The sequence below is a fragment of the Bacillus sp. MN7755 genome (assembly GCF_054771475.1).
Genome location: NZ_BTRL01000017.1, coordinates 206850 through 231595, shown reverse-complemented (window position 1 = coordinate 231595; position 24746 = coordinate 206850). Strand labels below are relative to the sequence as shown.

The window sequence follows — 24746 nt, the reverse complement described above, 5'->3', positions numbered from 1 at the left end:
AGAATACATAGGAGGGGGATGTAAAGTATGAAAGTAGAAACGCTTCCTGTCATTAAAGGAGAAAATAATTTGCCGAATTATGATGAGGCATACGCGAATTTTAACTGGGAAGAGGTTAATAAAAACTTTACTTGGAATGAGACAGGCCGAGTAAATATGGCGTATGAGGCAATTGATAAGCATGCAAAATCCGATCGAAAGAATAAAGTAGCTCTTTATTATCAAGATGGATCGCGAAAAGAGAAATATACATTTAAGGAAATGAAGGATTTTTCTAATAAAGCAGGAAACGTCCTGAAAAATTATGGCGATGTAGAAAAAGGCGATCGCGTTTTTATTTTTATGCCGCGTTCCCCAGAGTTATATTTCGCACTTCTTGGTGCAGTGAAATTAGGGGCAATCGTTGGACCGCTATTTGAAGCATTTATGGAAGGTGCAGTTCGCGACCGTTTAGAAGATAGCGAAGCAAAGGTGTTAATTACAACGCCTGAATTGCTAGAGCGTGTACCATTAAATGATTTACCAGCTTTAAAAACAGTCTTCCTTGTTGGAGACAATGTAGAAGAAGGCGGTAAAACGGTAGCGTTCAATCCTTTATTCGAACAAGCTTCAAAAGAATTACATATCGAATGGTTAGGCCGTGAAGACGGTTTAATCCTTCATTACACGTCTGGTTCTACTGGTAAGCCAAAAGGTGTGCTACATGCGCAAAACGCAATGGTTCAGCACTATCAAACGGCGAAGTGGGTATTAGATTTAAAAGAAGACGATGTATATTGGTGCACAGCTGATCCAGGCTGGGTAACGGGAACTGCTTATGGTATTTTCGCACCGTGGTTAGTCGGAGCATCAAATGTTGTTTTAGGCGGACGCTTTAGTCCAGAAGCGTGGTATGAAGCACTGCAAGATTACGGTGTAACAGTTTGGTATAGCGCACCAACAGCTTTCCGTATGTTAATGGGAGCTGGACAAGATGCAATTAAAAAATATGATTTATCACAAGTGCGCCACGTATTAAGTGTTGGTGAACCATTAAATCCAGAAGTAATTCGCTGGGGTATGAGCGCATTTGGACTTCGTATTCATGATACGTGGTGGATGACAGAAACAGGTGGACAAGTTATTTGTAACTACCCTTGTATGGAAATCCGTCCAGGTTCAATGGGTAAACCAATTCCAGGTGTGAAAGCAGCGATTGTTGATAATGAAGGAAATGAAGTGCCTCCATACACAATGGGTAACTTAGCAATTGGTAAAGGTTGGCCAGCAATGATGCGCGGAATCTGGAATAACCAGCAAAAGTATGAGTCTTACTTCATGCCAGGAGACTGGTACGTATCAGGTGATTCTGCATACATGGATGAAGATGGATACTTCTGGTTCCAAGGACGTATTGATGATGTAATTATGACGTCAGGTGAGCGCGTTGGTCCATTTGAAGTAGAAAGCAAATTAATTGAGCATGCTGCTGTTGCAGAAGCTGGTGTAATTGGTATTCCTGATCCAGTTCGCGGAGAAATCATTAAAGCATTTATCGCGCTTCGCGTGGGATACGAGCCATCTGAAGAGTTAAAAGAAGAAATTCGTCAATTTGTAAAGAAAGGCTTAGCAGCTCATGCGGCGCCAAGACAAATTGAATTTAGAGATAAATTACCGAAAACGAGAAGTGGTAAAATTATGCGCCGCGTATTAAAAGCGTGGGAGTTAAACTTACCAACAGGTGACTTATCAACGATGGAAGATTAAGAGAGAAAGATCTGAACGAAACAACGTTCAGACCTTTCTTTTTTATTCCCTCTTTAACCTACATAGAAGTTAAAGAGGAAATAAAATGAAAACAGAAAAAGAAAAAATGATACTAGGAGAAATATATATACCGACTGATCCAGTTTTAGTACAAGAGAGGGAGTGTTCTCGTATATTAACAAGAAAGTTAAATGAAACATTAGAAGTAAAATTAGAATAACGTAGTGGAATCGTAAAAGAACTATTTGGGACAACTGGAGACAATACGGTTATCGCATCTGGCGCCGTTGTAACGGTAGATGTGCCAGATCATGTAGTAGTTGGCGGAAATCCTGCAAAGGTTATTAAAAAAATAAAATAATATTTGAACGAAGCACCTTCCTCGTCTGTATACATTTATGAAAGAATAGATGAGGGAGGCTTTTATATGTCTAATAAATTACTTCTTACTTTTGCTTTAATTGGAATTATAGCCGTATTTTCTTGTGGTCTGTTATTACCGATGCCGATTGGATTTAAAGTTTCAATGATCACAGCTGGAGTCATGATGATTGTGATGTTTTCAATCATTATTCCGTTTGATAGAAAACATATAGTACGGAAAAAAGGATATAAAATTGATTTTACAAAAACAAAAGTGTACTTTCGTTGGAATGTATTTGATACGATTTCGGCTTGTCTTGCAGTGTATGCATGCATATGTGTGCAAGCATTAAATATTTTAGTTTCAACCGGCCAGACAATTCAAAACCCGTACGTTCAATTTTTTACGAATCAATCACAAGTATGGATTATTGTCGCAAGTTGCTATTTAATTTCCCGTATTTCATTAACGTTAAAAGGAATAAAGGAGATCAAAAATCATGGCGCAGATTGGGATTGAGGAAGAGCTCATGCTGGCGTATCAAAGTGGAAATAAGCAGGCTGGAGAAAAACTATACGTTTTAATTAAACCAGCGCTATATACATTTCTGTATCGCTTTAATCGAGATGAACAGCTGAGTATCGACCTTGTGCAAGATACGTTTTTGACGTTAGAACGAAAGAAACATATGTATGAGCCTGAAAAAGGAAAAATAAAAACGTATTTATTTCAAATCGGTTATCGTCTTATGATTAATAAATTAAATAGGAGAAAAAAGTGGCGTACGCTTTTGCCGTTTTTAGTGCCGATTCCGGAAAAAGAATTTTCTCACGAAGATCGGCTCACAGTAAGGGACGCGATTTTGAAAGTTCCTGAAGAGCAAAGAGCGGTCCTGATCCTTTCTTATTATCATGATATGCAGCAAAAAGAGATTGCAGAAATATTAAACATTCCGATTGGAACAGTGAAATCGAGACTTCATAACGGGATAAAGAAATTGAAACAATTGCTGGAGGTGGATGAAATTGAGCGAAAATCCCTTTAAGAGTGAATATAAATTAAAACAGCATTTAGATAGTGACCATGTAGAAGTACCGGACTTTCCAAAAACGGTAAGTCGCTTCGATCGATTAATCGGATTTCTTGGTTCTCCGGCGAAAGATCCTGTGGAGGCGACGATAGGAAATGATTTATCAGTTGTGTTTCATGTCTCGTTGCTAGTTGGAGTTCCGATTCTTTCTCTTATTACGATACTCTTTGCGACGTTGTAAAGGATTGGCAAGGTGAGAAATTCCACCTCTATTTGACACGCCTATATAAATGATGGTATAAAGAAAAGTATATGAATAATTGAGCGTGGAAAGGGAGAAGTAGTGATCATTTCCCTGTTTTAGAGAGCTGATGGCCGGTGAAAATCAGCACATAGATGATCGCGAATTACGCCCCTAGAGCATCTTTTTTCGATTGAATTGTATTCAAAAGGGAAAAGACGGTGCTAAGCCGTTATGTAAATAAGGTGGTAGGCTTTTTTGGTCTGCAACTAGGGTGGTAACGCGATAATCAAAATCGTCCCTTATTTGAAGGGGCGATTTTTTTATGTTTTCAACCTTCACGCCAGTAATGAACTTAAAGGAGAGTATGTAGGATATGGGTATTTTACAAGATCTTGAATTTCGCGGTCTAATTAATCAGCAAACAGATGCTGAGGGCCTTGAGCAATTACTAGAAAAAGAAAGCGTTAAATTATACTGTGGTTTCGACCCGACAGCGGATAGCTTACACATCGGTCATATGTTACCAGTATTAATGTTACGTCGTTTCCAATTAGCTGGTCACCAACCAATCGCACTTGTTGGCGGTGGTACTGGTATGATCGGTGATCCAAGTGGTAAAAAAGCAGAGCGTACATTAAATACGAAAGATACAGTTGCTTACTACACAGAAAGCATTAAAAACCAACTTTCAAACTTCTTAGAGTTTGAAAACGTGGACAACCCAGCAACAATGGCTAATAACTATGACTGGCTTGGTAACTTAGATGTAATTTCATTCTTACGCGATATCGGTAAAAACTTCGGTTTAAACTATATGTTAGCAAAAGATACAGTAGCATCTCGTTTAGAGACTGGTATTTCATTCACTGAGTTTAGTTACATGATTTTACAATCATACGACTTCTTAAACTTATACCAACACCATAATTGCCGCCTACAAATCGGTGGTAGTGACCAATGGGGTAACATTACAGCTGGTCTTGAATTAATCCGTAAATCAGAAGAAGATGCGAAAGCATTTGGTTTAACAATTCCACTTGTTACTAAATCTGACGGTACGAAGTTTGGTAAAACAGAAGGCGGCGCAATTTGGTTAGATCCAGAAAAAACAACTCCTTACGAGTTCTACCAATTCTGGATTAACACAGATGACCGTGATGTTGTTAAATACTTAAAATACTTCACATTCTTATCTCATGAAGAAATTCTTGAGCTTGAAAAGCAAGTAGCTGAAGCGCCAGAAAAACGTGCAGCACAAAAAGCATTAGGTTCTGAAATGACAAAACTTGTTCACGGCGAAGAAGCATTAGAGCAAGCAATTAAAATTTCAGCTGCATTATTCAGTGGTTCTGTAGCAGAATTGACTGCAAGCGAAATCGAGCAAGGATTCAAAGATGTACCATCTGTAGAACGTACTGCAGAAGATACAGTATTAATCGACTTACTTGTGGAAAGCAAAATCTCTCCATCAAAACGTCAAGCACGTGAAGATGTAACGAACGGCGCAATCTACGTAAACGGTGAGCGTACACAAGCATTAGACTACGTTGTAACAGAAAACGACCGCATCGAAGGTAAATTCACAATCATTCGCCGCGGTAAAAAGAAATATTTCTTAATTCGTTACTAATTAGAAACGAATATAAAACAAATAGTACCCCGAATTGTAGGCTGAAAAGTTTATGATTCGGGGTTTTTTATGTATGGATTTAAATCGCCGGATCTTTTCTTTTAAATAGAATATAAAGAATTAATATGAGCATATAAAGTAAACTAATTAGCATAACGATAAATGCCGCGGGATAAAATTTTGCTGCATATATAAAGAAATCGATTTGATAAATATCTTGGTAATTTGAGACAGTACCTTTAAAGTAATTGGTAAACTTAGCGCTATATTTCCATTCATCAGGATAATCTATTAAATTACTCCCCTGATACCAACTCATAAGTGCTGAAGTAATAAATAGCATACATGCACTACCTAACTGAACCATTTGGTTTATTGTCAAAAAGAATCCACCTCCTATTTTATGGTTATTATAGCGTGCCTTCGTATTCCTGTAACCTTTTTGTTGTAATCTCCTTTTCGAGTTCATACGGAAATCACATGTAAGCGGTATGATAAATGTATAACAACTAGAAAGGAGTGGTAAAACAAAATGTCACTAGAAGCGCTCATTATTTTTTCTTTGCTAAATGCGGGTCAGCTTGCAGAGAATTCGAAGGTAGATATACATAAAGAGCAGAAAGATGCTTATGTATATGTTCAGAAAGAGGAAAATAAATAATTTTATTTTATATATAAACGAAAAAAGCCAATCCACAGGATTGGTTTTTTTTTCGGAGAGGTAATTTCTATCCTTGTAATTCAGTATTTTGTTTCTCGATTTTTTTAATGATCCTGAACCATTGTTAGGGAACGGGGTTTATCTGTTCTAATTCGTGTAACGACATAATGCTCCACCATGAATATTACTTCATCTTGTACTAATTCTTCTAATAGCATTTTTATTTTTTTGAGGTTCTTTAAATGAAGAGGGATCGTGGTAAATTCTTCTTTCAAAACAAGTAGCTTCTTTTCTCATCTGTTTTTTGTACTTACCCATTTCTATACACACACCAGCTTTTTTATTTTTGGCCTAATTATATGTGTTTTATAAAATAAAAAAAGCCCAGGCCCCTTGATAAACAAGGTTCCTAAGGCTTTTAATAATACTCTTTTCAGAGTACCGAGATTAACGAGAGTAGAACTCTACGATTAATGCTTCGTTGATTTCAGCTGCTAACTCAGAACGCTCAGCGTGACGAGTGTAAGTAGCTTCTAATTTATCAGCATCGAAAGTTAAGTATTCTGGTACGAAGTTGTTAACTTCGATCGCTTCTTTAACAACAACAAGGCTGTTAGATTTTTCGCGAACGCTGATAGTTTGACCAGGTTTTACACGGTAAGATGGGATATCTACGCGAGATCCATCAACTGTGATGTGACCGTGGTTTACTAATTGGCGAGCTGCACGACGAGTGCGAGCTAAGCCCATACGGTAAACTAGGTTGTCAAGACGAGCTTCAAGAAGGATCATGAAGTTTTCGCCGTGCTTACCAGGCATTTTACCTGCTTGGTCAAATGTGCGACGGAATTGACGCTCAGTCATGCCGTACATGTGACGAAGTTTTTGTTTCTCTTGTAATTGTAAACCGTATTCTGAAAGTTTCTTACGTTGGTTAGGACCGTGAGGACCTGGTGCGTAAGGGCGTTTTTCTAATTCTTTTCCTGTGCCGCTTAGAGAGATTCCAAGACGACGAGACAGTTTCCAAGCTGGACCTGTATAACGAGCCATAGTTGACTCCTCCTTTAAAAATGTTTTTATTTACGTAAAATAAAAACAGACGTAATCGATATTTACGGGCATTTTGTTTTCATGTACCTTCGCTCCAGCAGCAGGGAGTTACGAGATACACCTCCGTAGAGGAACAAAATACAAACGATAAACTCACATTACAAGGCTGCCTTTTTATTTTACACAAACGCTATTATATCTTTTACCCAGAGTTTCGTCAAGCGAGTACGTTTTTGTTTTATGCATATAAATTTTGGAAATTAACAAGAAGGAATTTAAAACGATATAAAAGAAGAGATAGAAACACAAATAAAACGCTTACATAAAATATGGTAAAAACGTTCATCAAATTTTTGTTGATGAATATGCGGCAGTAAAAACATAAAAGGGGATGTTTTTATGAAAAAGAAGCATATGGAGACAGCGTTAATTCATCACGGTTATAAATCTGAGGAACATAAAGGAAGTTTAACACCACCTTTATTTCAAACGTCTACATTTACATTTGAGACTGCACAGCAAGGTGAGGCGAGTTTTGCGGGAGTAGATCCATCTTACATTTACTCAAGACTTGGAAATCCAACTGTAAAATTATTTGAAGAACGTATGGCGGTGTTAGAAGGAGGAGAGGAAGCACTTGCTTTCGGATCCGGTATGGCAGCTATTTCAGCAACTTTAATTGGTTTTCTAAAGGCTGGAGATCATATTATTTGTTCAAATGGATTATATGGGTGCACGTACGGTTTTTTAGAAGTGTTAGAAGAAAAATTTATGATTACGCATTCTTTTTGTGATATGGAAACAGAGGCTGATATTGAAAATAAGATTCGCCCAAATACAAAGCTTATTTTCGTTGAAACACCGATTAATCCGACAATGAAATTAATTGATTTAAAACAAGTGATTCGGGTTGCAAAGCGAAATGGCTTACTTGTCATTGTTGATAATACGTTTTGTTCACCTTATTTACAAAGGCCGCTTGAACTCGGCTGTGACGCGGTTGTGCATAGTGCGACAAAGTATATCGGGGGTCACGGTGATGTTGTAGCAGGGGTAACGATTTGTAAAACGAAAGCGTTAGCTGAAAAAATTCGCCCGATGCGAAAAGATATCGGCGGTATTATGGCGCCGTTTGATGCGTGGTTATTGTTACGTGGATTAAAGACGTTAGCGGTAAGAATGGATCGTCATTGTGATAATGCAGAAAAAATTGTGTCGTTCCTAAAAAATCATGATGCGGTAGAAGGTGTTTGGTATCCAGAAGGGGAACTAGCATCTCGCCAAATGAAACGGGGCGGCGGTGTGATTTCTTTTTCAGTAAAAGGCGGGAAAGAAGAGACGCAAGCGTTTATCAATGACCTTCACTTTATTACAATTGCGGTAAGTTTAGGAGATACAGAAACGTTAATTCAGCATCCAGCGACGATGACGCACGCTGCGATTCCAGCTGAGCTAAGACAAGAAATGGGCATTTATGATAATTTAATACGTTTATCTGTCGGTTTAGAATCATGGGAGGATATTGCTTCTGATTTAGAGCAAGCGTTAAAGAACATATCTACGGTCAATCAATAAAAAAGAGCTAGCTATCGGTTTTGTACGTGATGTACTAAATCGATAACTCGCTCTTTTCCTTTTACATATGTGTTAGGAGTGTTTCCACAAACTTTTCTAAATAGCGCTGATCTACTTCGTCAAAACGATTTTTTTCAGGGCTATCGATATCAAGTACACCGATGACAGTTCCTTCTTTTACAATCGGTACGACGATTTCTGAATTTGAAGCACTGTCGCAAGCGATATGTCCTGGGAATTGGTGAACGTCTGCTACAAGCTGCGTTGTTTTCGTTTCAGCTGCAACGCCGCAAACGCCTCGTCCAAATGGGATGCGTACGCAAGCAGGCATTCCTTGGAATGGTCCAAGAACAAGCTGATTTCCTTCTGTTACGTAAAAGCCAACCCAATTCACACGATCTAAAAATTGGTTTAATAATGCGGACGCATTTGATAAGTTTGCGACTACGTTTGATTCGCCAGTTAATAATGCATCCAGTTGTTTAATTACTGTCTCATATTGCTCTTCACGAGATCCTGCATAACTTTCTTTAGTAAACATGGAAACAGCTCCTTTTTTATCGAGATGTGTAAAATATTAGCAAAATACGATGTATTTCACATGACTTTGTCGATAGAAAATTAAAGGAATTTGTCTTAAAAGTCAAGAAATTTAAACTATAGCTGTTCAGTGAGAGGAAGTGAGCGCATGAAACAGACGAAACAAAAAGTAATTGATGCGGCAATATCGTTGTTTAATACGAAAGGTTATGATGGAACCTCGGTGCGAGACATTGCAAAGCGAGCGGATGTGAATGTAGCGAATATTTCATATTATTTTGCTGGAAAGCAAGGTTTATTAGAACGGCTTATTACTGATTTTTTAGAAGGATATATTCATGTGATTGAAGTGTCGTTTGAACAGAGAGAGTATTTGTCAGCTAAAGATGTGATGGTGCAAATGGTGCGCGGAATTTTACGATATCAATTTGAAAATAGGGAACTGACACGTTTCTTCTACCGAGAGCTTTCGCTTGATACGACATTAATTCGTGAAGTGATGACCGTTTATTTTTCTAAAGAAAGATATTATATAGAGCAAATAATTAGACAGGGACAAATGAAGCAAGAATTTAGAAAGGTATCTTTTACAATGTTTATGACGCAATTAAAAGGCATGATGAATATGCCGTTTTTATATCCGCAATATATATCGGAAGTACTGCATTCTTTTCCGTCTGAAACATTTTTCTTAGAAATGTACACGAAAGAAATTGAACAATGGATGGAACAAACATTATGTATAACGAATATGTATTATGAATTGCCAAGAGCCGTTCATATGTGAAGAATCCCCACCTAACGAACTGAGGTGGGGATTCTTGTGATTTCTTTTCTTTGCCATAAATTGTTGCATAATAGCGCGATAATTGTTAATGAGGCTCCGGCCACTTCAATTTTGTCGACTGTATAACCTCGAAAGATGGAACCGATAAGTGCAAGGACAGGAACTAAATTCATAAATAATATGCCGTTAATAGATGAAATATAGCGATTTCCTGTGTTCCAGCAAAATACAGCGATAACCCCTGCAATAATCGACATATATAAGAGTTCAAAACGAACGCTCATAATTGTAGAGAGTGACGGTACAGTAACGACGTTTGTGTAAGTGAAGAAAGTGACAATAACGATGAGTGAAATTGAGCCGAATAAACAAGTTAACGTCGTATATCGAAGTGGTGACCAAGATTGAAAACGAGCACCACCGTTCGTGTAAATGACCCAGCAAGTAACGCCGCATAGCATAAGTATATTTGTTGAGACGTGACTGGCAGCTCCAAATAATAAGTGAATATTTCCTTTTGAAATGACAAGCATAACACCGATTAGTGCAACGAACATACAAAGGAATGTGTAGTTTTGTGGGCGTTTGTTTTTTGTTATCCCCTGCAATAATAAAGCGATGAGTGGCATAAGAGACTGAATCATAGCCGCATGGATGGCTCCAGAAGGTCCGGCAAGTTGTTGTCCGTAGAAAACGAGAAAACCATATCCAGCGAAACCGACTGTTCCGTAAAAGAATAACGAAAGTGTTCTCTTTTCTAAGCGGAGCGACTGTGTCCCTTCGGTAATTAATAACAGAATAAGAAAAATAATAGCTGCTGATCCGTATCGGATAGTTGTGAAGAAGAACGGATCGATAAACTGTAAGGCGTTTGCCATTACAGGAAACATAAATCCCCAAGCCGTTACGGCAAGTAAGCATAGGAGGGATCCGAGTAGCATTTGTTTTTTGTTCAAGAGTATCTTTCCCCTTTACATTTCGTTATAGTAAGTTGATGAAATAAGTATAAAGAGTAATTGTTTATAGAAGGAAATACCGATTTCTTATGACAGTTATAACTTTTTGTTAGAGGTGTGTACGATGGATTTAGAGGCAGTACGATCGTTTATTGAAGTAAAGAACACGCGAAGTTTATCAAAGGCAAGTAAGCTTTTACATATTTCTCAGCCGGCGCTTAGTAAACAAATTCAAAGGTTAGAAGCGGATTTAGAGGTTACTTTACTCAAGCGTTCCGCGCAAGGAGTCGAATTAACAAGTGCTGGAGAGTTATTTATAACAAGAATGTTACCGGTTTTGGAACACATACATGAAGTGAAAGCCGAAATGAAGAAGTTTCAAGAGAAGCGGAGCATTTCTATAGGCATATTGCCAAGTTTAGCAGCACATTACATATCAAAATGTAAAGATATATTAGGTGACGGGTTCGAAGTAGAATGGAAAATTGAGCATACGAAAGTACTAATGGGACTCTTTAAAGAACGGAAGATTGAAGCGATGTTCATTGATTCAGTAGTAGAAGGCGCTACATGTATAAAAGAAATGCGAGAAGAAAAAATTGTTTGTGTCGTTTCAAATGATCATCTTTATAAAGAAAAAACAGTAATCCGAATGGAAGATTTGCAAAATGAAAAGTTAATTGTATATCCAGAAATCTGTGATGTAAGGAAAATGATTACGAATATGTTTCAAGGGATAGGTGCGAAACCAATCATTGCATTTGAAAGTTCTTATGCAGAACCGATGCTTGCGATGGTCGGTGCTGGACTTGGTATCACGTTACTTCCAGAAATGTCAGTAGAGCAAGCGATAAAGCAAGGGAATGTACATGCGATTTCTATTGAGCCACCACTTGTGCGTAAAATTTATTTCGCATCTCATATGGAAGAAGGACCTTTGTCCCGCTATTTGCCGGGCAGTAAGACCCCACCTCAAAATTCAGCGAAAGCAAAGAAGTTAGGTGGGGAATCAACTGCCCGTAAAAGCCCGATTGGTGAGGGCTAATAATCAGTGGGCGGGAAACAACCCCATTGATTAAAGTTTCACTTTATTGCATTCATTTGATGATGAGAGATAATCCAAATAGAATATTGAGAAAGATTACAATTGCATTGAAAGAAACATGAAATTTTAAAAAAACTAGGTCAAAAACAAGCCATTACATGGTATGATTAGTACATTGTTAGTTGTTAAATATAGGGGAATTCCCTTTTTATACATAATGCCTTCCATTTCATAAACGGAACGGACAAAAAAAGAGATATAACTAGGAGGCTTTTTTGCATGGATTCTATCCTGACGATCGTTATCATTGTAGTAAGCTCTATTCTAGTGCTGCTCATGATAGAGCTTGTGATAAGAAATCGTTCATATAAAGATATTGAAGCACTTGAGCAGTGGAAACAAGAGATAAAAGATAAACCTGTGGCAGATGAACTAAAGCGGGTAAAAGATTTAAATATGACGGGTCAAACAGAAGAACTGTTTGGTAAATGGCGTGAAGAATGGGATGAAATTGTATCAACAACCCTTCCGAAAGCTGACAAAGATTTAGCGCAAGCGCGAAAATTCGCCTCGCAATTCTCCTTCCGAAAAGCAAAGCATGCGATGAATGAATCCATAAGTGGTTTAGATGATGCTGATAATCGTATTACAGACATTTTAAATGAATTACAGCAATTGTTAGAAAGCCATGAAAAAAATAGCTCGGAAATTGAAGAGTTACGTGATACATATCGTAGTATGAAGAAGAGTGTTCTTGCTCATAGACATATGTATGGAGCAGCAGAGCAGAAAATTGAAGAGATGCTAGATGCTGAATCTAATAAATTTAAAAGCTTTGAAGAGGCAACAGATAATGGTGACTATTTAAAAGCGAGAGAAATTGTTATTAGTTTGGAAGAAGGTTTAGCAGATTTAGAAATCATTATTCACCAAATTCCAGATTTATTGGTAGAGTGTCAAGCGACGTTACCAGTTCAGCTGGAAGACTTATTACACGGACATAACGATATGGTAAGACAAGGTTATGTATTAGAGTATTTGGAAATCCCTAAAGAAGTTCGCGATATGACGACACAACTACACACATGTTTAATGGATATACAGGAGCTTCATATAACGGAAGCGACTGAAAAAGTAGAAAACTTAAAAACGCGTTTAGATGGTTTCTATGATCAGCTGGAGCAAGAGGTGCATGCGAGACATTATGTGGAGCAAAAAACACTTTCTGTTTATGAAGATTTAGAAGAAATTCGCACTGAAACGATTGAAACAAAAGCAGAAACACAACTTGTGAAACAAAGTTATCAGTTACAAGATAAGGACATTGAGTCTCAAAAAGTAATTGAAAAGCAAATGCACATTTTAACGAAACGTTTTGAAATGCTACAATTACGCGTTGCTGAACAAGATATTGCCTTCTCTATTATTCGTGAGGAATTAGAAGAGGTTTATGAGCAATGTGAAACATTGAAAGTACTTCATGCAGAATATAAAGAAATGCTGCAAACGATGCGTAAAGAAGAATTTGAAGCGCGTGAGAAATTACAAGAAATGCGAAATACCATTTTCGAAACGAAACGATTTATGCAAAAGTCGAATTTGCCAGGCCTTCCAGAGAGTATTATGGAAGATTTAAAAAGAGGACAAATGGCAATGCAAGCTGTATATGATCAATTAGAAGTGAAGCCATTAAATATGAACGCTGTAAATAGCAGTTTAGAAGAAGCATACACAACTGTTAATGGTGTAGCTGAAATGACAGAAGAGTTAATTGGACAAGCGTATTTAGTTGAAAAATTAATTCAATACGGTAATCGTTACCGTAGTCATGATGAGAGTCTTGCAGAGAGCTTAAATTATGCGGAGAAATTATTCCGTGAATATCAATACGATGCAGCTTTAGAACAAGCGGCTTCTATACTAGAGCAGCTTGAACCTGGCGTTGTTCAAAAAATAGCTGAATATGTAGACAATGAACAAACCCTTTCATAAAGGGTTTGTTTTTTTGTGTAATTTTGAGGGCGATGTTGCTATAATGAATAGCGGAATACAGTAAGGTTATTTGTTTTAAAATAAAGTGAAACTGTAATCAGTGTGGGCATCCTCGCTAATTATTGTCCTTCACAATCGGGATAAAATGGAACCTTTGAGTAGTCTTAGCGTAATTACACGTATTTGTGATATGATTATATGATGTGATAGCGCTGAAAGGGGAAGAACGATGATCTATTTTGATAATAGTGCGACGACGAAGCCATATCCAGAAGCCCTCCAATCGTACGTAACGGTTGCTGGAAAATATTTTGGAAACCCTTCTTCTATTCATTCGCTTGGAGGAGAGGCAGAGCGTCTATTAACACAATCAAGAACGATTGCAGCGCAGCTTCTTCACGTTAAACCTTCTGAAATTATTTTCACATCAGGTGGAACGGAAGGGAATAACCTTGCGATTAAAGGGATAGCGATGAGGAATCGTTCGCGCGGTAAACATATCATTACAACGAATATTGAACACGCGTCTGTGTTTGAAGCATATAAACAGTTAGAAGATCTCGGTTTTGATGTAACATATTTACCGGTTAATGAGCATGGTGTTGTATCGGTAGAGGATGTAAAACGAGCACTTCGTGAAGATACGATTCTTGTGTCAATTATTCACGTGAACAACGAGACTGGAGCGATTCAGCCTGTTGTTGAAATTGGAACGTTATTATCGAATTATCCGAAAATAAGATTCCATGTGGACCATGTACAAGGGATAGGAAAAGTACCGCTTGATTTATACGCTTCTCATATTGATCTTTGCTCAATATCTGGACATAAATTCCACAGTGTAAAAGGAACAGGTCTGCTTTATATACGTGATGGCGTAAGGTTAGATCCAATTTTATCAGGTGGTCAACAAGAGCTGAAGTATCGCTCTGGCACAGAGAACTTACCTGGCATTGTAGCGATGGTGAAAGCACTTCGCATGACAATGGAACAAGTGAAAGAAAAGGTAGCTCATTTGCAAAGTTTACAAGCAGAGCTTGTCCGTTTCTTTAAAGAGATGGAAGATGTAACGATCAATACGTCGCTTGCATATGCAGCACCGCACATTTTAAATGTATCATTTGTTGGTTTAAAACCAGAAGTGGTCGTTCATGCTTTAGAAGAACACGGTGTATATGTATCGACGAAGTCTGCTTGTTCTTCAAAAGCGAATGAAGTGAGCAGAGTGTTAGTGTCAATGGGAGTACCGCATGCCGCTGCTGCAAGTGCGATTCGTATTAGTTTGGCACCAGAAAACACGATGGAAGAAGTAAAACAATTTGAAGGTATTGTGAAACAAACAATGCCAAAATTATATGAAGTGATGAGGTAAAGGAATATGATGACATATGAATATATTTTAGTTCGTTACGGAGAGATGACGACTAAAGGTAAGAACCGTTCTAAATTCGTAAGCACATTAAAAGATAACGTGAAGTTCAAACTGAAAAAGTTCCCAAATATTAAAATCGATGCAACACATGACCGTATGTACATCCAATTAAATGGTGAAGATCATGAAGCGATCTCTGAAAGATTGAAAGATGTATTTGGTATTCATAAGTTTAACTTAGCGATGAAAGTACCATCAGAATTAGAAGATATTAAAAAAGGTGCATTAGCAGCTTTCTTACAAGTAAAAGGCGATGTGAAAACATTTAAAATTACTGTACACCGTTCTTATAAGCATTTCCCAATGAGAACGATGGAATTATTACCTGAGATTGGTGGACACATTCTAGAAAATACAGAAGATATTACAGTAGATGTTCATAATCCAGATGTAAATGTACGTGTAGAAATTCGCAGTGGTTATAGCTACATTATGTGCGATGAGCGTATGGGAGCTGGCGGTTTACCAGTTGGCGTTGGCGGAAAAGTAATGGTACTTCTTTCTGGTGGTATCGATAGCCCGGTAGCAGCTTACTTAACGATGAAACGCGGCGTATCTGTGGAAGCAGTTCACTTCCATAGCCCACCTTTCACAAGTGAGCGCGCGAAACAAAAAGTAATTGATTTAGCACAAGAGTTAACGAAATACTGTAAACGTGTAACACTTCACCTTGTTCCATTTACAGAAGTGCAAAAAACGATTAATAAAGAAATTCCATCTAGCTATTCAATGACAGTTATGCGCCGTATGATGATGCGTATTACAGAGCGTATCGCAGAGGAGCGTAATGCACTTGCAATCACGACTGGTGAAAGTCTTGGACAAGTAGCAAGCCAAACATTAGATAGTATGCATACGATTAACGAAGTAACAAACTATCCAGTTATTCGTCCGCTTATTACGATGGATAAATTAGAAATTATTAAAATTGCTGAAGAAATCGGCACATATGAGATTTCAATTCGTCCGTACGAAGATTGCTGTACAGTATTCACACCAGCAAGCCCAGCGACGAAGCCGAAGCGTGAAAAAGCGAATCGTTTTGAAGCGAAATATGATTTCACACCATTAATCGATGAAGCTGTAGCGAACAAAGAAACAATGGTATTGCAAACAGTAGAAGTAGTGGCGGAAGAAGAAAAATTCGAAGAACTTTTCTAAAACCATAAATTACCATATCTAAACCGTGTATGAAGTCATGTTATTTATCACACTCTATACTCACAAGGAGGTGATATAACATGGCACGTAGCACAAATAAATTAGCGGTTCCTGGTGCTGAATCAGCATTAGACCAAATGAAATACGAAATCGCTCAAGAGTTTGGTGTTCAACTTGGAGCGGATGCAACATCTCGCGCTAACGGTTCTGTTGGTGGCGAAATTACTAAACGTCTAGTTTCACTAGCTGAGCAACAATTAGGCGGTTTCCAAAAATAATCCCATATACGATGGCTTAGAAAGAGCGGGTTCTCCCGCTCTTTCTTTTTTGTGTTGTGTCGCTATTTGTCGGTAAGTCGATATCCTTTGTCGAAACGTCGATATATTCAATTTTTCGTTGATATATTCCAAGTTGTGTTCGATATATTTAAAAAATCGTCGATACAATTTCATTTACCAATTCGACAGAACTAAAAAATTTGTCAAAAGAAGAGGGTTCAAAATAGACAGAAAATTCTTTATTATATAAGGGAGGCATAAAAAAAGGAGGATGTTTATGAAGAGAGAACAATTGTTGGCACCGCCGTCTTATAATTTAGTTTCTGAAATAGAGAAATATACAGGTGATAAAGAGAAGCTTGCTTTAATTTGGCAAGATGATAAAGGGAATAGAAGAGAAGTTACATACGCTGAGTTAATGCAAGGTGCGAATAAAATTGGAAACGCTTTTATAAAGAGTGGTCTGCAAAAAGGGGACAAGCTCCTCATTATGATGCCGCGTTTAATTGAAGCGTACATGACGTATATCGCAGCGATTAAAGCAGGATTTGTCGTAATTCCAAGTTCGGAAATGTTGCGTAAAAAAGATATTGAATATCGAATCGGGCATGGTGAAGTAAAGGCAATTGTAAGTTATGAGCCGTACATTGGCCAGTTTGATGATATAGAAGTGATGGAATCTCTTCAAAAATTCGTTCTGAGCGAGCAGTCAGTAGATGGATGGATCAATTTAAAAACAGCGTTAGAAACAGAAAGTGACATGTTAGAAATGGCGAAGACAGATAAAGAGGACATGGTCTTTTTATCTTACACGTCAGGAACGACAGGAAATCCAAAAGGTGTTGTTCATACGCATGCGTGGGCATACGCTCATTTACGTACGAGCGCCCCAAATTGGCTTGGAATTGAAGAGAATGATGTTGTATGGGCAACGGCTAGTCCAGGCTGGCAAAAGTGGATTTGGAGCCCATTTTTAGCAACTCTAGGCTCTGGGGCAACAGGATTTGTATACAACGGTAAGTTTGAACCGAAAACATATTTAAATTTATTAAATGATAATAAGGTGAATGTGCTTTGTTGCACGCCGACTGAGTATAGATTAATGGCAAAAGTAGAGAATTTAAGTGAGTATAATTTAGAAGCGTTACATAGCGCTGTATCCGCAGGTGAGCCGTTAAATAGAGAAGTCATTGAGACGTTCCAAAAACACTTTGATATTACAGTAAGAGACGGCTATGGGCAAACGGAAAATACATTACTTGTTGGTATAATGAAAGGGATGGATATTAGACCAGGATCAATGGGGAAACCAACGCCAGGCAACCACGTTGATATTGTAGATGAGGAAGGTATGCCGGTAAAGGTAGGAGAAGTTGGTGATATTGCAGTTCACATTGAAACACCAGCCCTCTTTAAACAATATTATAAAGACGATGAACGCACAGCGATGCAATTTCGCGGTGATTATTATATTACCGGTGATAAAGCGAAGAAAGATGAAGATGGCTATTTCTGGTTTGAAGGGCGCGGTGACGATATTATTATTAGCTCTGGTTATACAATCGGTCCGTTTGAAGTAGAAGATGCGCTTGTAAAACATCCTTATGTAAGAGAGTGTGCGGTTGTCGCAAGCCCTGATGAAATTCGCGGAAGTGTCGTGAAGGCATTTATTGTATTAAGAGAGAATATAGAAAAGAACGAAGAAACATTAATTCCAATACTCCAACAACACGTCAAAGAACTCACTGCACCATATAAATACCCTCGCAAAATTGAATTTATAGATGAACTACCAAAAACAATTTCTGGAAAAATTCGCCGTATTGAACTTAGAAAACAAGAGATGGAGCTACCCTCAAAATAATTTTGAAAACAGTGAAGGAAATAGTTGAATAAAATGGAAAACAATGATAATATAAAAACGAACACAAGTTCGATTTTATAAACTTAAAAAAGAGGTGTCCGTATGATTTTAGGTATTAATCCTTACTTAGTTTTAGATGGTAGTGGGCAAGAAGCTGTACAGTTTTATAAAGATGCGTTAGACGCAAAAGTAGAAGTCATGCAAACTTTTGGTGACATGCCTGAAAATCCAGAATACCCGATTCCAGCTGAAGCGAAAGAGCGCGTTCTACATGCCACTTTAAAAGTTGGTAATACGGAACTTATGATTTCTGATACATTCCCAGGTCAAGGGCATGCAATTGGATCTCAAGTAACAATCGCAATTCAAATTAGTAACGCGGAAAAAGCGAAAGAAGTATTCGATAAGTTACAAGAAGGTGGAGAGGTTATCATGCCACTTCAAGAAACGTTCTGGAGCCCAGCATACGGACAAGTAAAAGATAAATTTAATATTGAATGGCAAGTTACAACGTCTACTACTGAACAAAAGTAATGTTTAGAAAAGCACCATGTTTTGAAATGGTGCTTTTTTTTATACAATAAAACAAAGGAGATGGGATATATGGGAGAAATTTGGTACGGCGGCATCATTTACACGATGAGGGAAGAAAATGAAAAAGTGGAAGCTATTTATGTTGAAAATGGCAGGATCGTTGATATTGGGAGTAAGGAAGAGTTAGAAAACCGATATGCTGCGATAGAATTGTACGATTTAAAAGGGAAAACAATGATTCCAGGTCTTGTTGATAGCCATATGCACCTTATTGGGCATGGAGAGAGGTTACTTCGTCTAGATTTATCAAATTGCACATCGTATAGTGACATGCTTACTCTCGTTCAGAAGCGAGTAGAAGAAGCACCAAAAGGCTCTTGGATTATTGGAGAAGGCTGGAATGAAAATAATTTTACAGATACGAAAGATGTTCATGCAAAAGATTTAGATGCGATTTCGAAAGAACATCCGATTTTATTAAAGCGCATTTGTCGCCACGTCACATGGGTGAATTCATACATACTGCAAGAAGCGAACATAACAGAAGCGACAAAAGATCCGAAGGGTGGAAGAATTGGCCGAGATTCATCCAATATGTTAACCGGGCTTTTATATGAACAAGGACAAGAATTAATAAAACATGTTCAGCCTGAAATTGATGAAGTCTACTTACAAAGCGCTTTGCAAACAGCGATTAAAGATTGTTGGCAATATGGACTCGTTGGTGGGCATACGGAAGATTTAAATTATTACGGTGGTTTTAGAAAAACGCATAATGCGTTTTCTCATGTTATAAAAGAAATGCCATTTAAAGCGCATTTGCTCGTTCACCATGAAGTAGCGCATGAGCGAAAAGAATATGAAAATGAACACTATATTGAATTTGGGGCGATGAAAATTTTTTCTGATGGCTCTTTTGGCGGAAGAACAGCTTTATTAAGTGAACCGTATGAAGATGCGAAGGAAACAAATGGGGTTGCAATCTTCTCGCGTGAAGAGCTTGCAGAGTTAGTGAAAAAAGCACGAGACTTACATATGCCAGTTGCGATTCATACAATCGGTGATTTATCGCTCCAGTATGTTATTGATGCACTTGAACTATATCCACCAGCAGACGGATTGCGTGACCGCATTATTCATTGTCAGCTTGCCCGTGAAGAGTTGATTGAAAGAATGAAAAACTTGCAAACCATTATTGATATACAACCAGTCTTTCTTTCATCGGATTTTCCATCAGTCATTGAAAAACTAGGCGAGCATCGTCTTCGTTATGCGTATGCTTGGAAGACGTTACTGGAAGCAGGATTACACTGTAACGGTGGCTCAGATGCTCCAATTGAACAAGTAAATCCATTTCTAGGCATATATAGCGCTGTTACACGTAGAAGTTTTATTGACGGCGTATGTTATATGCCAGAAGAAAGATTAACGGTATATGAGGCTGTTTCTTTATTTACAACAGGGAGTGCCTATGCAATCGGAAAAGAAGCGAAGCGAGGGCAGATTACAAAAGGATATGAAGCAGACTTTACGATAGTAGACCGAAATATTTTTGAAATAGAAGCAGAAGAAATAAAAGAAGTACAAGCAGAAATGACTGTAATAGATGGCCGGATCGTCTATAGAAAAGATGAGTGAAAATATATCAGCGATTTTCGGAATATATCGACCGCAACTTGAAATATATCAGCGATTATTGGAATATATCGACCACAATCCGGAATATATCAGCGATTATTAAAGTATATCGACTTACCGACAAGAAATGACAAGAATAGTGACTGATAGCGAGAGAAATAAATAACCGCCGAATTATGGAATTCCATAATTCGGCGGTTATTTTCATGCTATAAAAACGTTCTCTGTACTTTTTCCCAGAAAGAATTGTTTTTTAGTTTAACTGTTTTAATTTGTTTATCGCTTAAGCGTACAACAGCTTTTTCCACTTGTTTAATGCTGAGCGCTTCATTATCCATACCGATAACAGGATAATCGTTACCGTCTGGTCTTAGTTTTAAAGTTAATGTACGTTCGTGATTTAAAATGAACGGTGAACCAAGTGTACGGTATGTGTTGTTATTTAAAGATGCTAATTCACTTACTTGGAAGCAAGGGATGAGCGGATCAACAACTGCACCGTGCAATGATTTATTGTAAGCTGTACTTCCTGTTGGGGTAGAAACAACTAAACCGTCACCTCTAAATGTTTCGAAATATAAATCATCAACGTGAACGTCTACAACGAATGTTTTAATAATGCTAGAACGTAATGAGAACTCATTTAAACAATGGAAAGATGTACCGTGATCTACATCTACCTGAATTGTTGGATATTTTCGCACTTCAATTTCATTTTTTGTAATTTCTTGAAGGGCTGTATCAATGTGATCAAGGTGGAAATCGCAGTAGAACGAAATTTCATCTTTCGTAGAAATCCCTGCGTATAAACAATCTTCTCTAAAACCAGTTTTACGAACGGCTTGTAAGAAAGTTGCATCATCTCCAACACTGACGATAGCGTTTGCATTTTTTGGATGATCTAATATGGTAAATCCATTCTCTTCTAAAATACGATAGATTGGTTTCATTTTTTCAACGAGCGTTGCTTTGTCATCACCATAAAAGAAAAATAAATTGCGACGATCTGCCATTATGTATCCCTCCACTGCAGTTAAATTTTCTGTTTTTCGTGCTACATATCATTAGAGTCCGTTCTCGATGATATGTTCAAATAATATATTTCGATATAAATTGTCAAAATACCTTTTTATTTTTAGAAAAATTTTTATATTCAATCTTATGGAACTCTGTTTAATGATGAATAAAGTTGTCGATAATGGGTACGGAGTGAAAGGATGATACGTATGAAGTGGCTCGCAATTGGAATAATAATTCTTCTCCTTTTTATTTTGTTTATACTATTGTCGAAAATAAAGCTTAAGGTGACATTTTTATATTCAGAAATGGAAAAGCAATGTTTGCTTCAAGTGAAAATATGGATGATTCGATATACATTTGATGTGTTGGAAAGAATTGAAAAACAGCAGAAGAAAACAGGACAAAAAATCGAAAAAGCTGAAGAGGACGGCGGACTAGATAATAAAATTATGGCACAACTTGATAGCATTGGGGAACTGATAAAAAAGCTTCAAGAAGTTCATACTATTGTTAAAGATTTTCTCAAACGAGTGAAAATCAATGGTTGGAAATGGCATACGCAAATTGGAGCAGGCGACGCAGCTAGTACTGGAATTGTCACTGGATATGCATGGGGGACAAAAGGAATGGCTGCTGGAGTTGTAGGACAATATATGCATATTGTCGACGTACCAGAGTTTGAAATTACTCCTGTTTTTCAAGGGAAAGGATTTGCATCAAGATGTGAGTTAACAGCATCTTTTCGTATATTCCGTACTATAAAAACAGCGGTGAAATTACTCGTGTTTATGAGAAGACAAAGATCTGGTACGACAGAAAAATCTGTTCAAGCATAGGGGGGATATAGAATGGACCATCCAATTCAAGGTTTAATGACAACTGCAATGCAGCATTTAAAACAAATGACTGATGTAAATACAATTGTTGGTGACCCAATTAAAGCGGCAGATGGAAGTGTAATTCTTACTGTTTCGAAAGTTAGTTTCGGATTTGCTGCTGGTGGAAGTGAATTTGGTAAAGTAGAACATTCAGGCCGTCATCCATTTGGCGGGGGAAGCGGTGGAGGAGTTTCTATTAATCCTGTTGCTTTTCTTGTTATAAATGGAGAAGGTGTAAAAGTGTTGCATTTAGATAAGCAAACACATGTCATCGATAAAATAATTGAATTAGCGCCACAAGCTGTTGATAAAGTGAAGGAAATGATGGATAAACGAAAAGAAGACGATCCTGAATTTCAAATTTAACGAACAAAGAAGCTAATCAATAGATTAGCTTCTTTAATTTTTTTGTAAATAAAGCGATTTTATTTGCATTATCGATAGGGACAAACTATCATTTACATTGTACATATTTTGTTTAAATAAGGGAGGATTCTCAAGTGGCAAACGTAACTTTTAAAGGTAATCCAATGACTTTAGTTGGAACAGAAGTTAAAGTTGGCGATCAAGCGCCAAACTTCCAAGTATTAGCAAATGACTTATCTCCAGTAAGTTTAGAAACATACAAAGGCGAAGTAAAATTAATTAGTGTTGTACCTTCAATCGACACAGGTGTGTGTGATGCACAAACACGTCGTTTTAACCAAGATGCAGCAGGTATTGAAAACGCAAAAGTATTAACAATTAGCGCTGATTTACCATTCGCTCAAAAACGCTGGTGTGCAGCAAACGGTTTAGAAAATGTTGTTACACTTTCTGACCACCGCGACCTTTCATTCGGTGAAGCTTACGGCTTAGTAATGAAAGAACTTCGTTTACTTGCTCGTGCAGTATTCGTAGTAGATAGCAATGACAAAGTAGTTTACGTAGAATACGTAAATGAAGGTACAAGCCATCCAAACTATGAAGCAGCATTAGAAGCAGCAAAATCTGCGAAGTAATGTGAAGAAAATGACCTCTTATAAAGAGGTCGTTTTTTCTCATATATTGCTGCGTAATGGTACCAATATATGAGAAAAAACGTTATATCATATATAATTAAAAGGGGAGCTCTTGACAGGAGGTCGCTTTTTCTTTTTGGAAAAAATCACTTTGTGGTATGATATAAGTTATGTGTAAAAGAGAGAAGGAGGAATGTACGTGAGTCAGACAGTGGAAACATTATTTTCTATTTTTGATTCTTCTGCGGTAGTTTTACGTAAAGAATTAGATGTAACATATTTAGAGGCGCTTGTAGAAACAGGGGATAACTTGTTTGAAGGAGCGATTTTACAAGAGGAATTATCCGAATCAGCAATTGAAAGGCTGAATCGTGAATATAGTACGTTTAATGAAGAAACATATAAAGGTGAAGAAATTCGTAAAGCATTTCAGTTAGCCATTTTAAAAGGAATGAAAGAAGGCGTACAAGCGAATCACGAAATGACGCCTGATGCAGTTGGTATGTTCATGAGCTACTTATTCCATAAATTTATGCAAGGGAAAAACGAAATCACTGTTTTAGATCCTGCAATTGGAACAGGTAACTTAATGATTACCGTATTTAATAGCGCCAAAGAAGAACTAACAATGAGTGGATTTGGTGTAGAAGTGGATGAAGTGCTAATTAAACTTGCTTTAGTAAATGCGAATTTACAAAAGCATGCAATCGAATTCTTCCATCAAGATGGACTAGCGCCACTTTATATCGATCCAGTTGATGCAGTTATTTCAGACTTACCGATTGGTTATTATCCAAATGAGATCGGTGCAAGTGAATATAAGTTAAAAGCAGATGAAGGAATGTCGTATGCACATCACTTATTTATTGAACAAAGTGTGAAACATACGAAAGAAGGCGGATACTTATTCTTCTTAGTACCAAACTTCATTTTTGAAAGTGATCAAGCACCAAAATTACATGCATTTATTAAAGAAACATGTTTTATTCAAGGACTATTGCAACTACCTGTTTCCATGTTTAAAAACGAGAAAAATGCAAAAAGTATATTTGTTCTCCAAAAGAAAGGCCCTAGTGTAACGATGCCAAAACAGGCGTTATTAGTGGAGTTACCTAAATTCTCCAACATGAAGGCGATGGAGGACATTATGGACCAATTAAATACTTGGTTTGCAACGCATAAATAAGGCCGGGTATATGTAACAGGGTTAGTAATTCATGTAGTACAGTTTTATATGATATGTCATATTTTTAAATATATACAAGATTTAACTGAATTTTTTTGAAATCTGTAATATATTTTTTTTCTTGGTGTTACAAT

24 protein-coding genes, 2 pseudogenes and 1 other annotated feature are annotated in these 24746 nt (G+C 37.4%); of the genes and pseudogenes, 21 read left to right on the top strand and 5 right to left on the bottom strand.

Annotated elements, in window-relative coordinates; all coding sequences use genetic code 11:
• Positions 1–27 precede the first annotated feature (27 nt).
• The 6 genes and pseudogenes from acsA (at position 28) to tyrS (ending at position 5014) form a co-directional block, all read left to right on the top strand.
• Positions 28–1746 carry an acetate--CoA ligase gene (gene acsA, locus ACYVEC_RS20420; protein ID WP_063222475.1) on the top strand — a complete coding sequence of 573 codons (1719 nt, stop codon included), beginning with the start codon at positions 28–30 and terminating at the stop codon, positions 1744–1746.
• A gap of 85 nt (positions 1747–1831) precedes the next feature.
• Positions 1832–2107, top strand: a pseudogene (locus ACYVEC_RS20415) (maltose acetyltransferase domain-containing protein).
• Between the two features lie 66 nt (positions 2108–2173).
• Complete coding sequence (locus tag ACYVEC_RS20410) at positions 2174–2629, top strand: lipoprotein (RefSeq protein ID WP_000066437.1); 456 nt, start codon at positions 2174–2176, stop codon at positions 2627–2629.
• Positions 2610–3155, top strand: a complete 546-nt coding sequence (locus ACYVEC_RS20405) for an RNA polymerase sigma factor (RefSeq protein WP_063222477.1) — start codon at positions 2610–2612, stop codon at positions 3153–3155. Before ACYVEC_RS20410 ends, ACYVEC_RS20405 begins: the two co-directional genes overlap by 20 nt.
• The gene (locus ACYVEC_RS20400) at positions 3136–3381 is read left to right on the top strand and encodes a hypothetical protein (RefSeq protein WP_048531770.1); all 246 of its coding nucleotides are present in this window, start codon (positions 3136–3138) and stop codon (positions 3379–3381) included. Before ACYVEC_RS20405 ends, ACYVEC_RS20400 begins: the two co-directional genes overlap by 20 nt.
• 77 nt (positions 3382–3458) lie before the next feature.
• Positions 3459–3687: a binding site (T-box leader), on the top strand.
• A 70-nt stretch (positions 3688–3757) separates the two neighbouring features.
• Positions 3758–5014 (top strand): tyrosine--tRNA ligase, encoded by a 1257-nt coding sequence (gene tyrS / locus ACYVEC_RS20395; protein ID WP_000512081.1) that lies wholly within the window; start codon positions 3758–3760, stop codon positions 5012–5014.
• Positions 5015–5093: 79 nt separating this feature from the next.
• On the opposite strand, the gene ACYVEC_RS20390 is transcribed toward tyrS, so the two are convergent.
• Entirely contained in the window at positions 5094–5483 is a 390-nt protein-coding gene (locus ACYVEC_RS20390) for a YjdJ family protein (protein ID WP_080468437.1), read from the bottom strand.
• 63 nt (positions 5484–5546) lie between these two features.
• On the opposite strand from ACYVEC_RS20390, the gene ACYVEC_RS20385 reads away from it, so the two are divergent.
• Positions 5547–5675: a hypothetical protein gene (locus ACYVEC_RS20385; protein ID WP_000050940.1), complete on the top strand. Its 129-nt coding sequence runs from the start codon at positions 5547–5549 to the stop codon at positions 5673–5675.
• A 447-nt stretch (positions 5676–6122) separates the two neighbouring features.
• Here the strand turns inward: ACYVEC_RS20385 and rpsD are convergent, their stop codons facing one another.
• Positions 6123–6725 (bottom strand): 30S ribosomal protein S4, encoded by a 603-nt coding sequence (rpsD, locus tag ACYVEC_RS20380; RefSeq protein WP_000135322.1) that lies wholly within the window; start codon positions 6723–6725, stop codon positions 6123–6125.
• A 399-nt stretch (positions 6726–7124) separates the two neighbouring features.
• Between rpsD and megL the strand changes: the two genes are divergently transcribed.
• Positions 7125–8300 (top strand): methionine gamma-lyase, encoded by a 1176-nt coding sequence (megL, locus tag ACYVEC_RS20375; protein ID WP_199677853.1) that lies wholly within the window; start codon positions 7125–7127, stop codon positions 8298–8300.
• Positions 8301–8361: 61 nt separating this feature from the next.
• On the opposite strand, the gene ACYVEC_RS20370 is transcribed toward megL, so the two are convergent.
• Entirely contained in the window at positions 8362–8841 is a 480-nt protein-coding gene (locus tag ACYVEC_RS20370) for a GAF domain-containing protein (RefSeq protein ID WP_063222481.1), read from the bottom strand.
• 147 nt (positions 8842–8988) lie between these two features.
• On the opposite strand from ACYVEC_RS20370, the gene refZ reads away from it, so the two are divergent.
• On the top strand, positions 8989–9627 hold the full coding sequence (gene refZ / locus ACYVEC_RS20365; RefSeq protein ID WP_199677854.1) for a forespore capture DNA-binding protein RefZ: 639 nt from the start codon (positions 8989–8991) through the stop codon (positions 9625–9627).
• An 11-nt stretch (positions 9628–9638) separates the two neighbouring features.
• Here refZ and ACYVEC_RS20360 read toward each other — a convergent pair whose 3' ends face one another.
• Positions 9639–10583 carry a DMT family transporter gene (locus ACYVEC_RS20360; RefSeq protein WP_275719066.1) on the bottom strand — a complete coding sequence of 315 codons (945 nt, stop codon included), beginning with the start codon at positions 10581–10583 and terminating at the stop codon, positions 9639–9641.
• A 124-nt stretch (positions 10584–10707) separates the two neighbouring features.
• Between ACYVEC_RS20360 and ACYVEC_RS20355 the strand changes: the two are divergent.
• The 8 genes and pseudogenes from ACYVEC_RS20355 to ACYVEC_RS20320 all read left to right on the top strand — a co-directional run.
• Positions 10708–11523: pseudogene (locus ACYVEC_RS20355) on the top strand (LysR family transcriptional regulator); the annotation flags it as partial.
• 384 nt (positions 11524–11907) lie between these two features.
• Positions 11908–13620, top strand: a complete 1713-nt coding sequence (gene ezrA, locus ACYVEC_RS20350) for a septation ring formation regulator EzrA (protein WP_063222484.1) — start codon at positions 11908–11910, stop codon at positions 13618–13620.
• A 229-nt stretch (positions 13621–13849) separates the two neighbouring features.
• On the top strand, positions 13850–14992 hold the full coding sequence (locus ACYVEC_RS20345; protein ID WP_063222485.1) for a cysteine desulfurase family protein: 1143 nt from the start codon (positions 13850–13852) through the stop codon (positions 14990–14992).
• Between the two features lie 6 nt (positions 14993–14998).
• Positions 14999–16213, top strand: coding sequence for a tRNA uracil 4-sulfurtransferase ThiI (thiI, locus tag ACYVEC_RS20340; protein ID WP_060632540.1), 1215 nt, complete (start codon positions 14999–15001; stop codon positions 16211–16213).
• An 80-nt stretch (positions 16214–16293) separates the two neighbouring features.
• A complete protein-coding gene (locus ACYVEC_RS20335; RefSeq protein ID WP_000124490.1) occupies positions 16294–16491 on the top strand; it encodes an alpha/beta-type small acid-soluble spore protein in 198 nt (65 codons plus the stop codon).
• Between the two features lie 277 nt (positions 16492–16768).
• Positions 16769–18355 carry an acyl-CoA synthetase MbcS gene (mbcS, locus tag ACYVEC_RS20330; protein WP_063222486.1) on the top strand — a complete coding sequence of 529 codons (1587 nt, stop codon included), beginning with the start codon at positions 16769–16771 and terminating at the stop codon, positions 18353–18355.
• 102 nt (positions 18356–18457) lie between these two features.
• Positions 18458–18889: a VOC family protein gene (locus ACYVEC_RS20325; protein WP_063222487.1), complete on the top strand. Its 432-nt coding sequence runs from the start codon at positions 18458–18460 to the stop codon at positions 18887–18889.
• A 69-nt stretch (positions 18890–18958) separates the two neighbouring features.
• Positions 18959–20527 carry an amidohydrolase gene (locus ACYVEC_RS20320; RefSeq protein ID WP_460508063.1) on the top strand — a complete coding sequence of 523 codons (1569 nt, stop codon included), beginning with the start codon at positions 18959–18961 and terminating at the stop codon, positions 20525–20527.
• 209 nt (positions 20528–20736) lie between these two features.
• Here ACYVEC_RS20320 and ACYVEC_RS20315 read toward each other — a convergent pair whose 3' ends face one another.
• On the bottom strand, positions 20737–21540 hold the full coding sequence (locus ACYVEC_RS20315) for an NAD kinase (protein ID WP_063222489.1): 804 nt from the start codon (positions 21538–21540) through the stop codon (positions 20737–20739).
• Positions 21541–21744: 204 nt separating this feature from the next.
• On the opposite strand from ACYVEC_RS20315, the gene ACYVEC_RS20310 reads away from it, so the two are divergent.
• The 4 genes from ACYVEC_RS20310 to ACYVEC_RS20295 all read left to right on the top strand — a co-directional run bounded on the left by ACYVEC_RS20310 (position 21745) and on the right by ACYVEC_RS20295 (position 24612).
• A complete protein-coding gene (locus ACYVEC_RS20310) occupies positions 21745–22383 on the top strand; it encodes a DUF2953 domain-containing protein (RefSeq protein WP_063222490.1) in 639 nt (212 codons plus the stop codon).
• Positions 22384–22395: 12 nt separating this feature from the next.
• Positions 22396–22791, top strand: a complete 396-nt coding sequence (ytfJ, locus tag ACYVEC_RS20305) for a GerW family sporulation protein (protein WP_000350005.1) — start codon at positions 22396–22398, stop codon at positions 22789–22791.
• A gap of 134 nt (positions 22792–22925) precedes the next feature.
• Positions 22926–23426: a thiol peroxidase gene (tpx, locus tag ACYVEC_RS20300; protein ID WP_060632534.1), complete on the top strand. Its 501-nt coding sequence runs from the start codon at positions 22926–22928 to the stop codon at positions 23424–23426.
• A 199-nt stretch (positions 23427–23625) separates the two neighbouring features.
• The gene (locus ACYVEC_RS20295) at positions 23626–24612 is read left to right on the top strand and encodes a class I SAM-dependent methyltransferase (RefSeq protein ID WP_063222491.1); all 987 of its coding nucleotides are present in this window, start codon (positions 23626–23628) and stop codon (positions 24610–24612) included.
• The last annotated feature ends 134 nt before the right edge of the window (positions 24613–24746 follow it).

Coding starts and splice junctions, on each gene's coding strand:
- refZ (WP_199677854.1), top strand. CDS start 8,989: ATGAAACAGACGAAACAAAAAGTAATTGATGCGGCAATATCGTTGTTT.
- ACYVEC_RS20370 (WP_063222481.1), bottom strand. CDS start 8,841: ATGTTTACTAAAGAAAGTTATGCAGGATCTCGTGAAGAGCAATATGAG.
- ACYVEC_RS20410 (WP_000066437.1), top strand. CDS start 2,174: ATGTCTAATAAATTACTTCTTACTTTTGCTTTAATTGGAATTATAGCC.
- ACYVEC_RS20315 (WP_063222489.1), bottom strand. CDS start 21,540: ATGGCAGATCGTCGCAATTTATTTTTCTTTTATGGTGATGACAAAGCA.
- ACYVEC_RS20345 (WP_063222485.1), top strand. CDS start 13,850: ATGATCTATTTTGATAATAGTGCGACGACGAAGCCATATCCAGAAGCC.
- ACYVEC_RS20335 (WP_000124490.1), top strand. CDS start 16,294: ATGGCACGTAGCACAAATAAATTAGCGGTTCCTGGTGCTGAATCAGCA.
- ACYVEC_RS20310 (WP_063222490.1), top strand. CDS start 21,745: ATGATACGTATGAAGTGGCTCGCAATTGGAATAATAATTCTTCTCCTT.
- ytfJ (WP_000350005.1), top strand. CDS start 22,396: ATGGACCATCCAATTCAAGGTTTAATGACAACTGCAATGCAGCATTTA.
- ACYVEC_RS20405 (WP_063222477.1), top strand. CDS start 2,610: ATGGCGCAGATTGGGATTGAGGAAGAGCTCATGCTGGCGTATCAAAGT.
- ezrA (WP_063222484.1), top strand. CDS start 11,908: ATGGATTCTATCCTGACGATCGTTATCATTGTAGTAAGCTCTATTCTA.
- ACYVEC_RS20325 (WP_063222487.1), top strand. CDS start 18,458: ATGATTTTAGGTATTAATCCTTACTTAGTTTTAGATGGTAGTGGGCAA.
- mbcS (WP_063222486.1), top strand. CDS start 16,769: ATGAAGAGAGAACAATTGTTGGCACCGCCGTCTTATAATTTAGTTTCT.
- ACYVEC_RS20385 (WP_000050940.1), top strand. CDS start 5,547: ATGTCACTAGAAGCGCTCATTATTTTTTCTTTGCTAAATGCGGGTCAG.
- megL (WP_199677853.1), top strand. CDS start 7,125: ATGAAAAAGAAGCATATGGAGACAGCGTTAATTCATCACGGTTATAAA.
- rpsD (WP_000135322.1), bottom strand. CDS start 6,725: ATGGCTCGTTATACAGGTCCAGCTTGGAAACTGTCTCGTCGTCTTGGA.
- tyrS (WP_000512081.1), top strand. CDS start 3,758: ATGGGTATTTTACAAGATCTTGAATTTCGCGGTCTAATTAATCAGCAA.
- ACYVEC_RS20320 (WP_460508063.1), top strand. CDS start 18,959: ATGGGAGAAATTTGGTACGGCGGCATCATTTACACGATGAGGGAAGAA.
- ACYVEC_RS20390 (WP_080468437.1), bottom strand. CDS start 5,483: ATGAACTCGAAAAGGAGATTACAACAAAAAGGTTACAGGAATACGAAG.
- thiI (WP_060632540.1), top strand. CDS start 14,999: ATGATGACATATGAATATATTTTAGTTCGTTACGGAGAGATGACGACT.
- acsA (WP_063222475.1), top strand. CDS start 28: ATGAAAGTAGAAACGCTTCCTGTCATTAAAGGAGAAAATAATTTGCCG.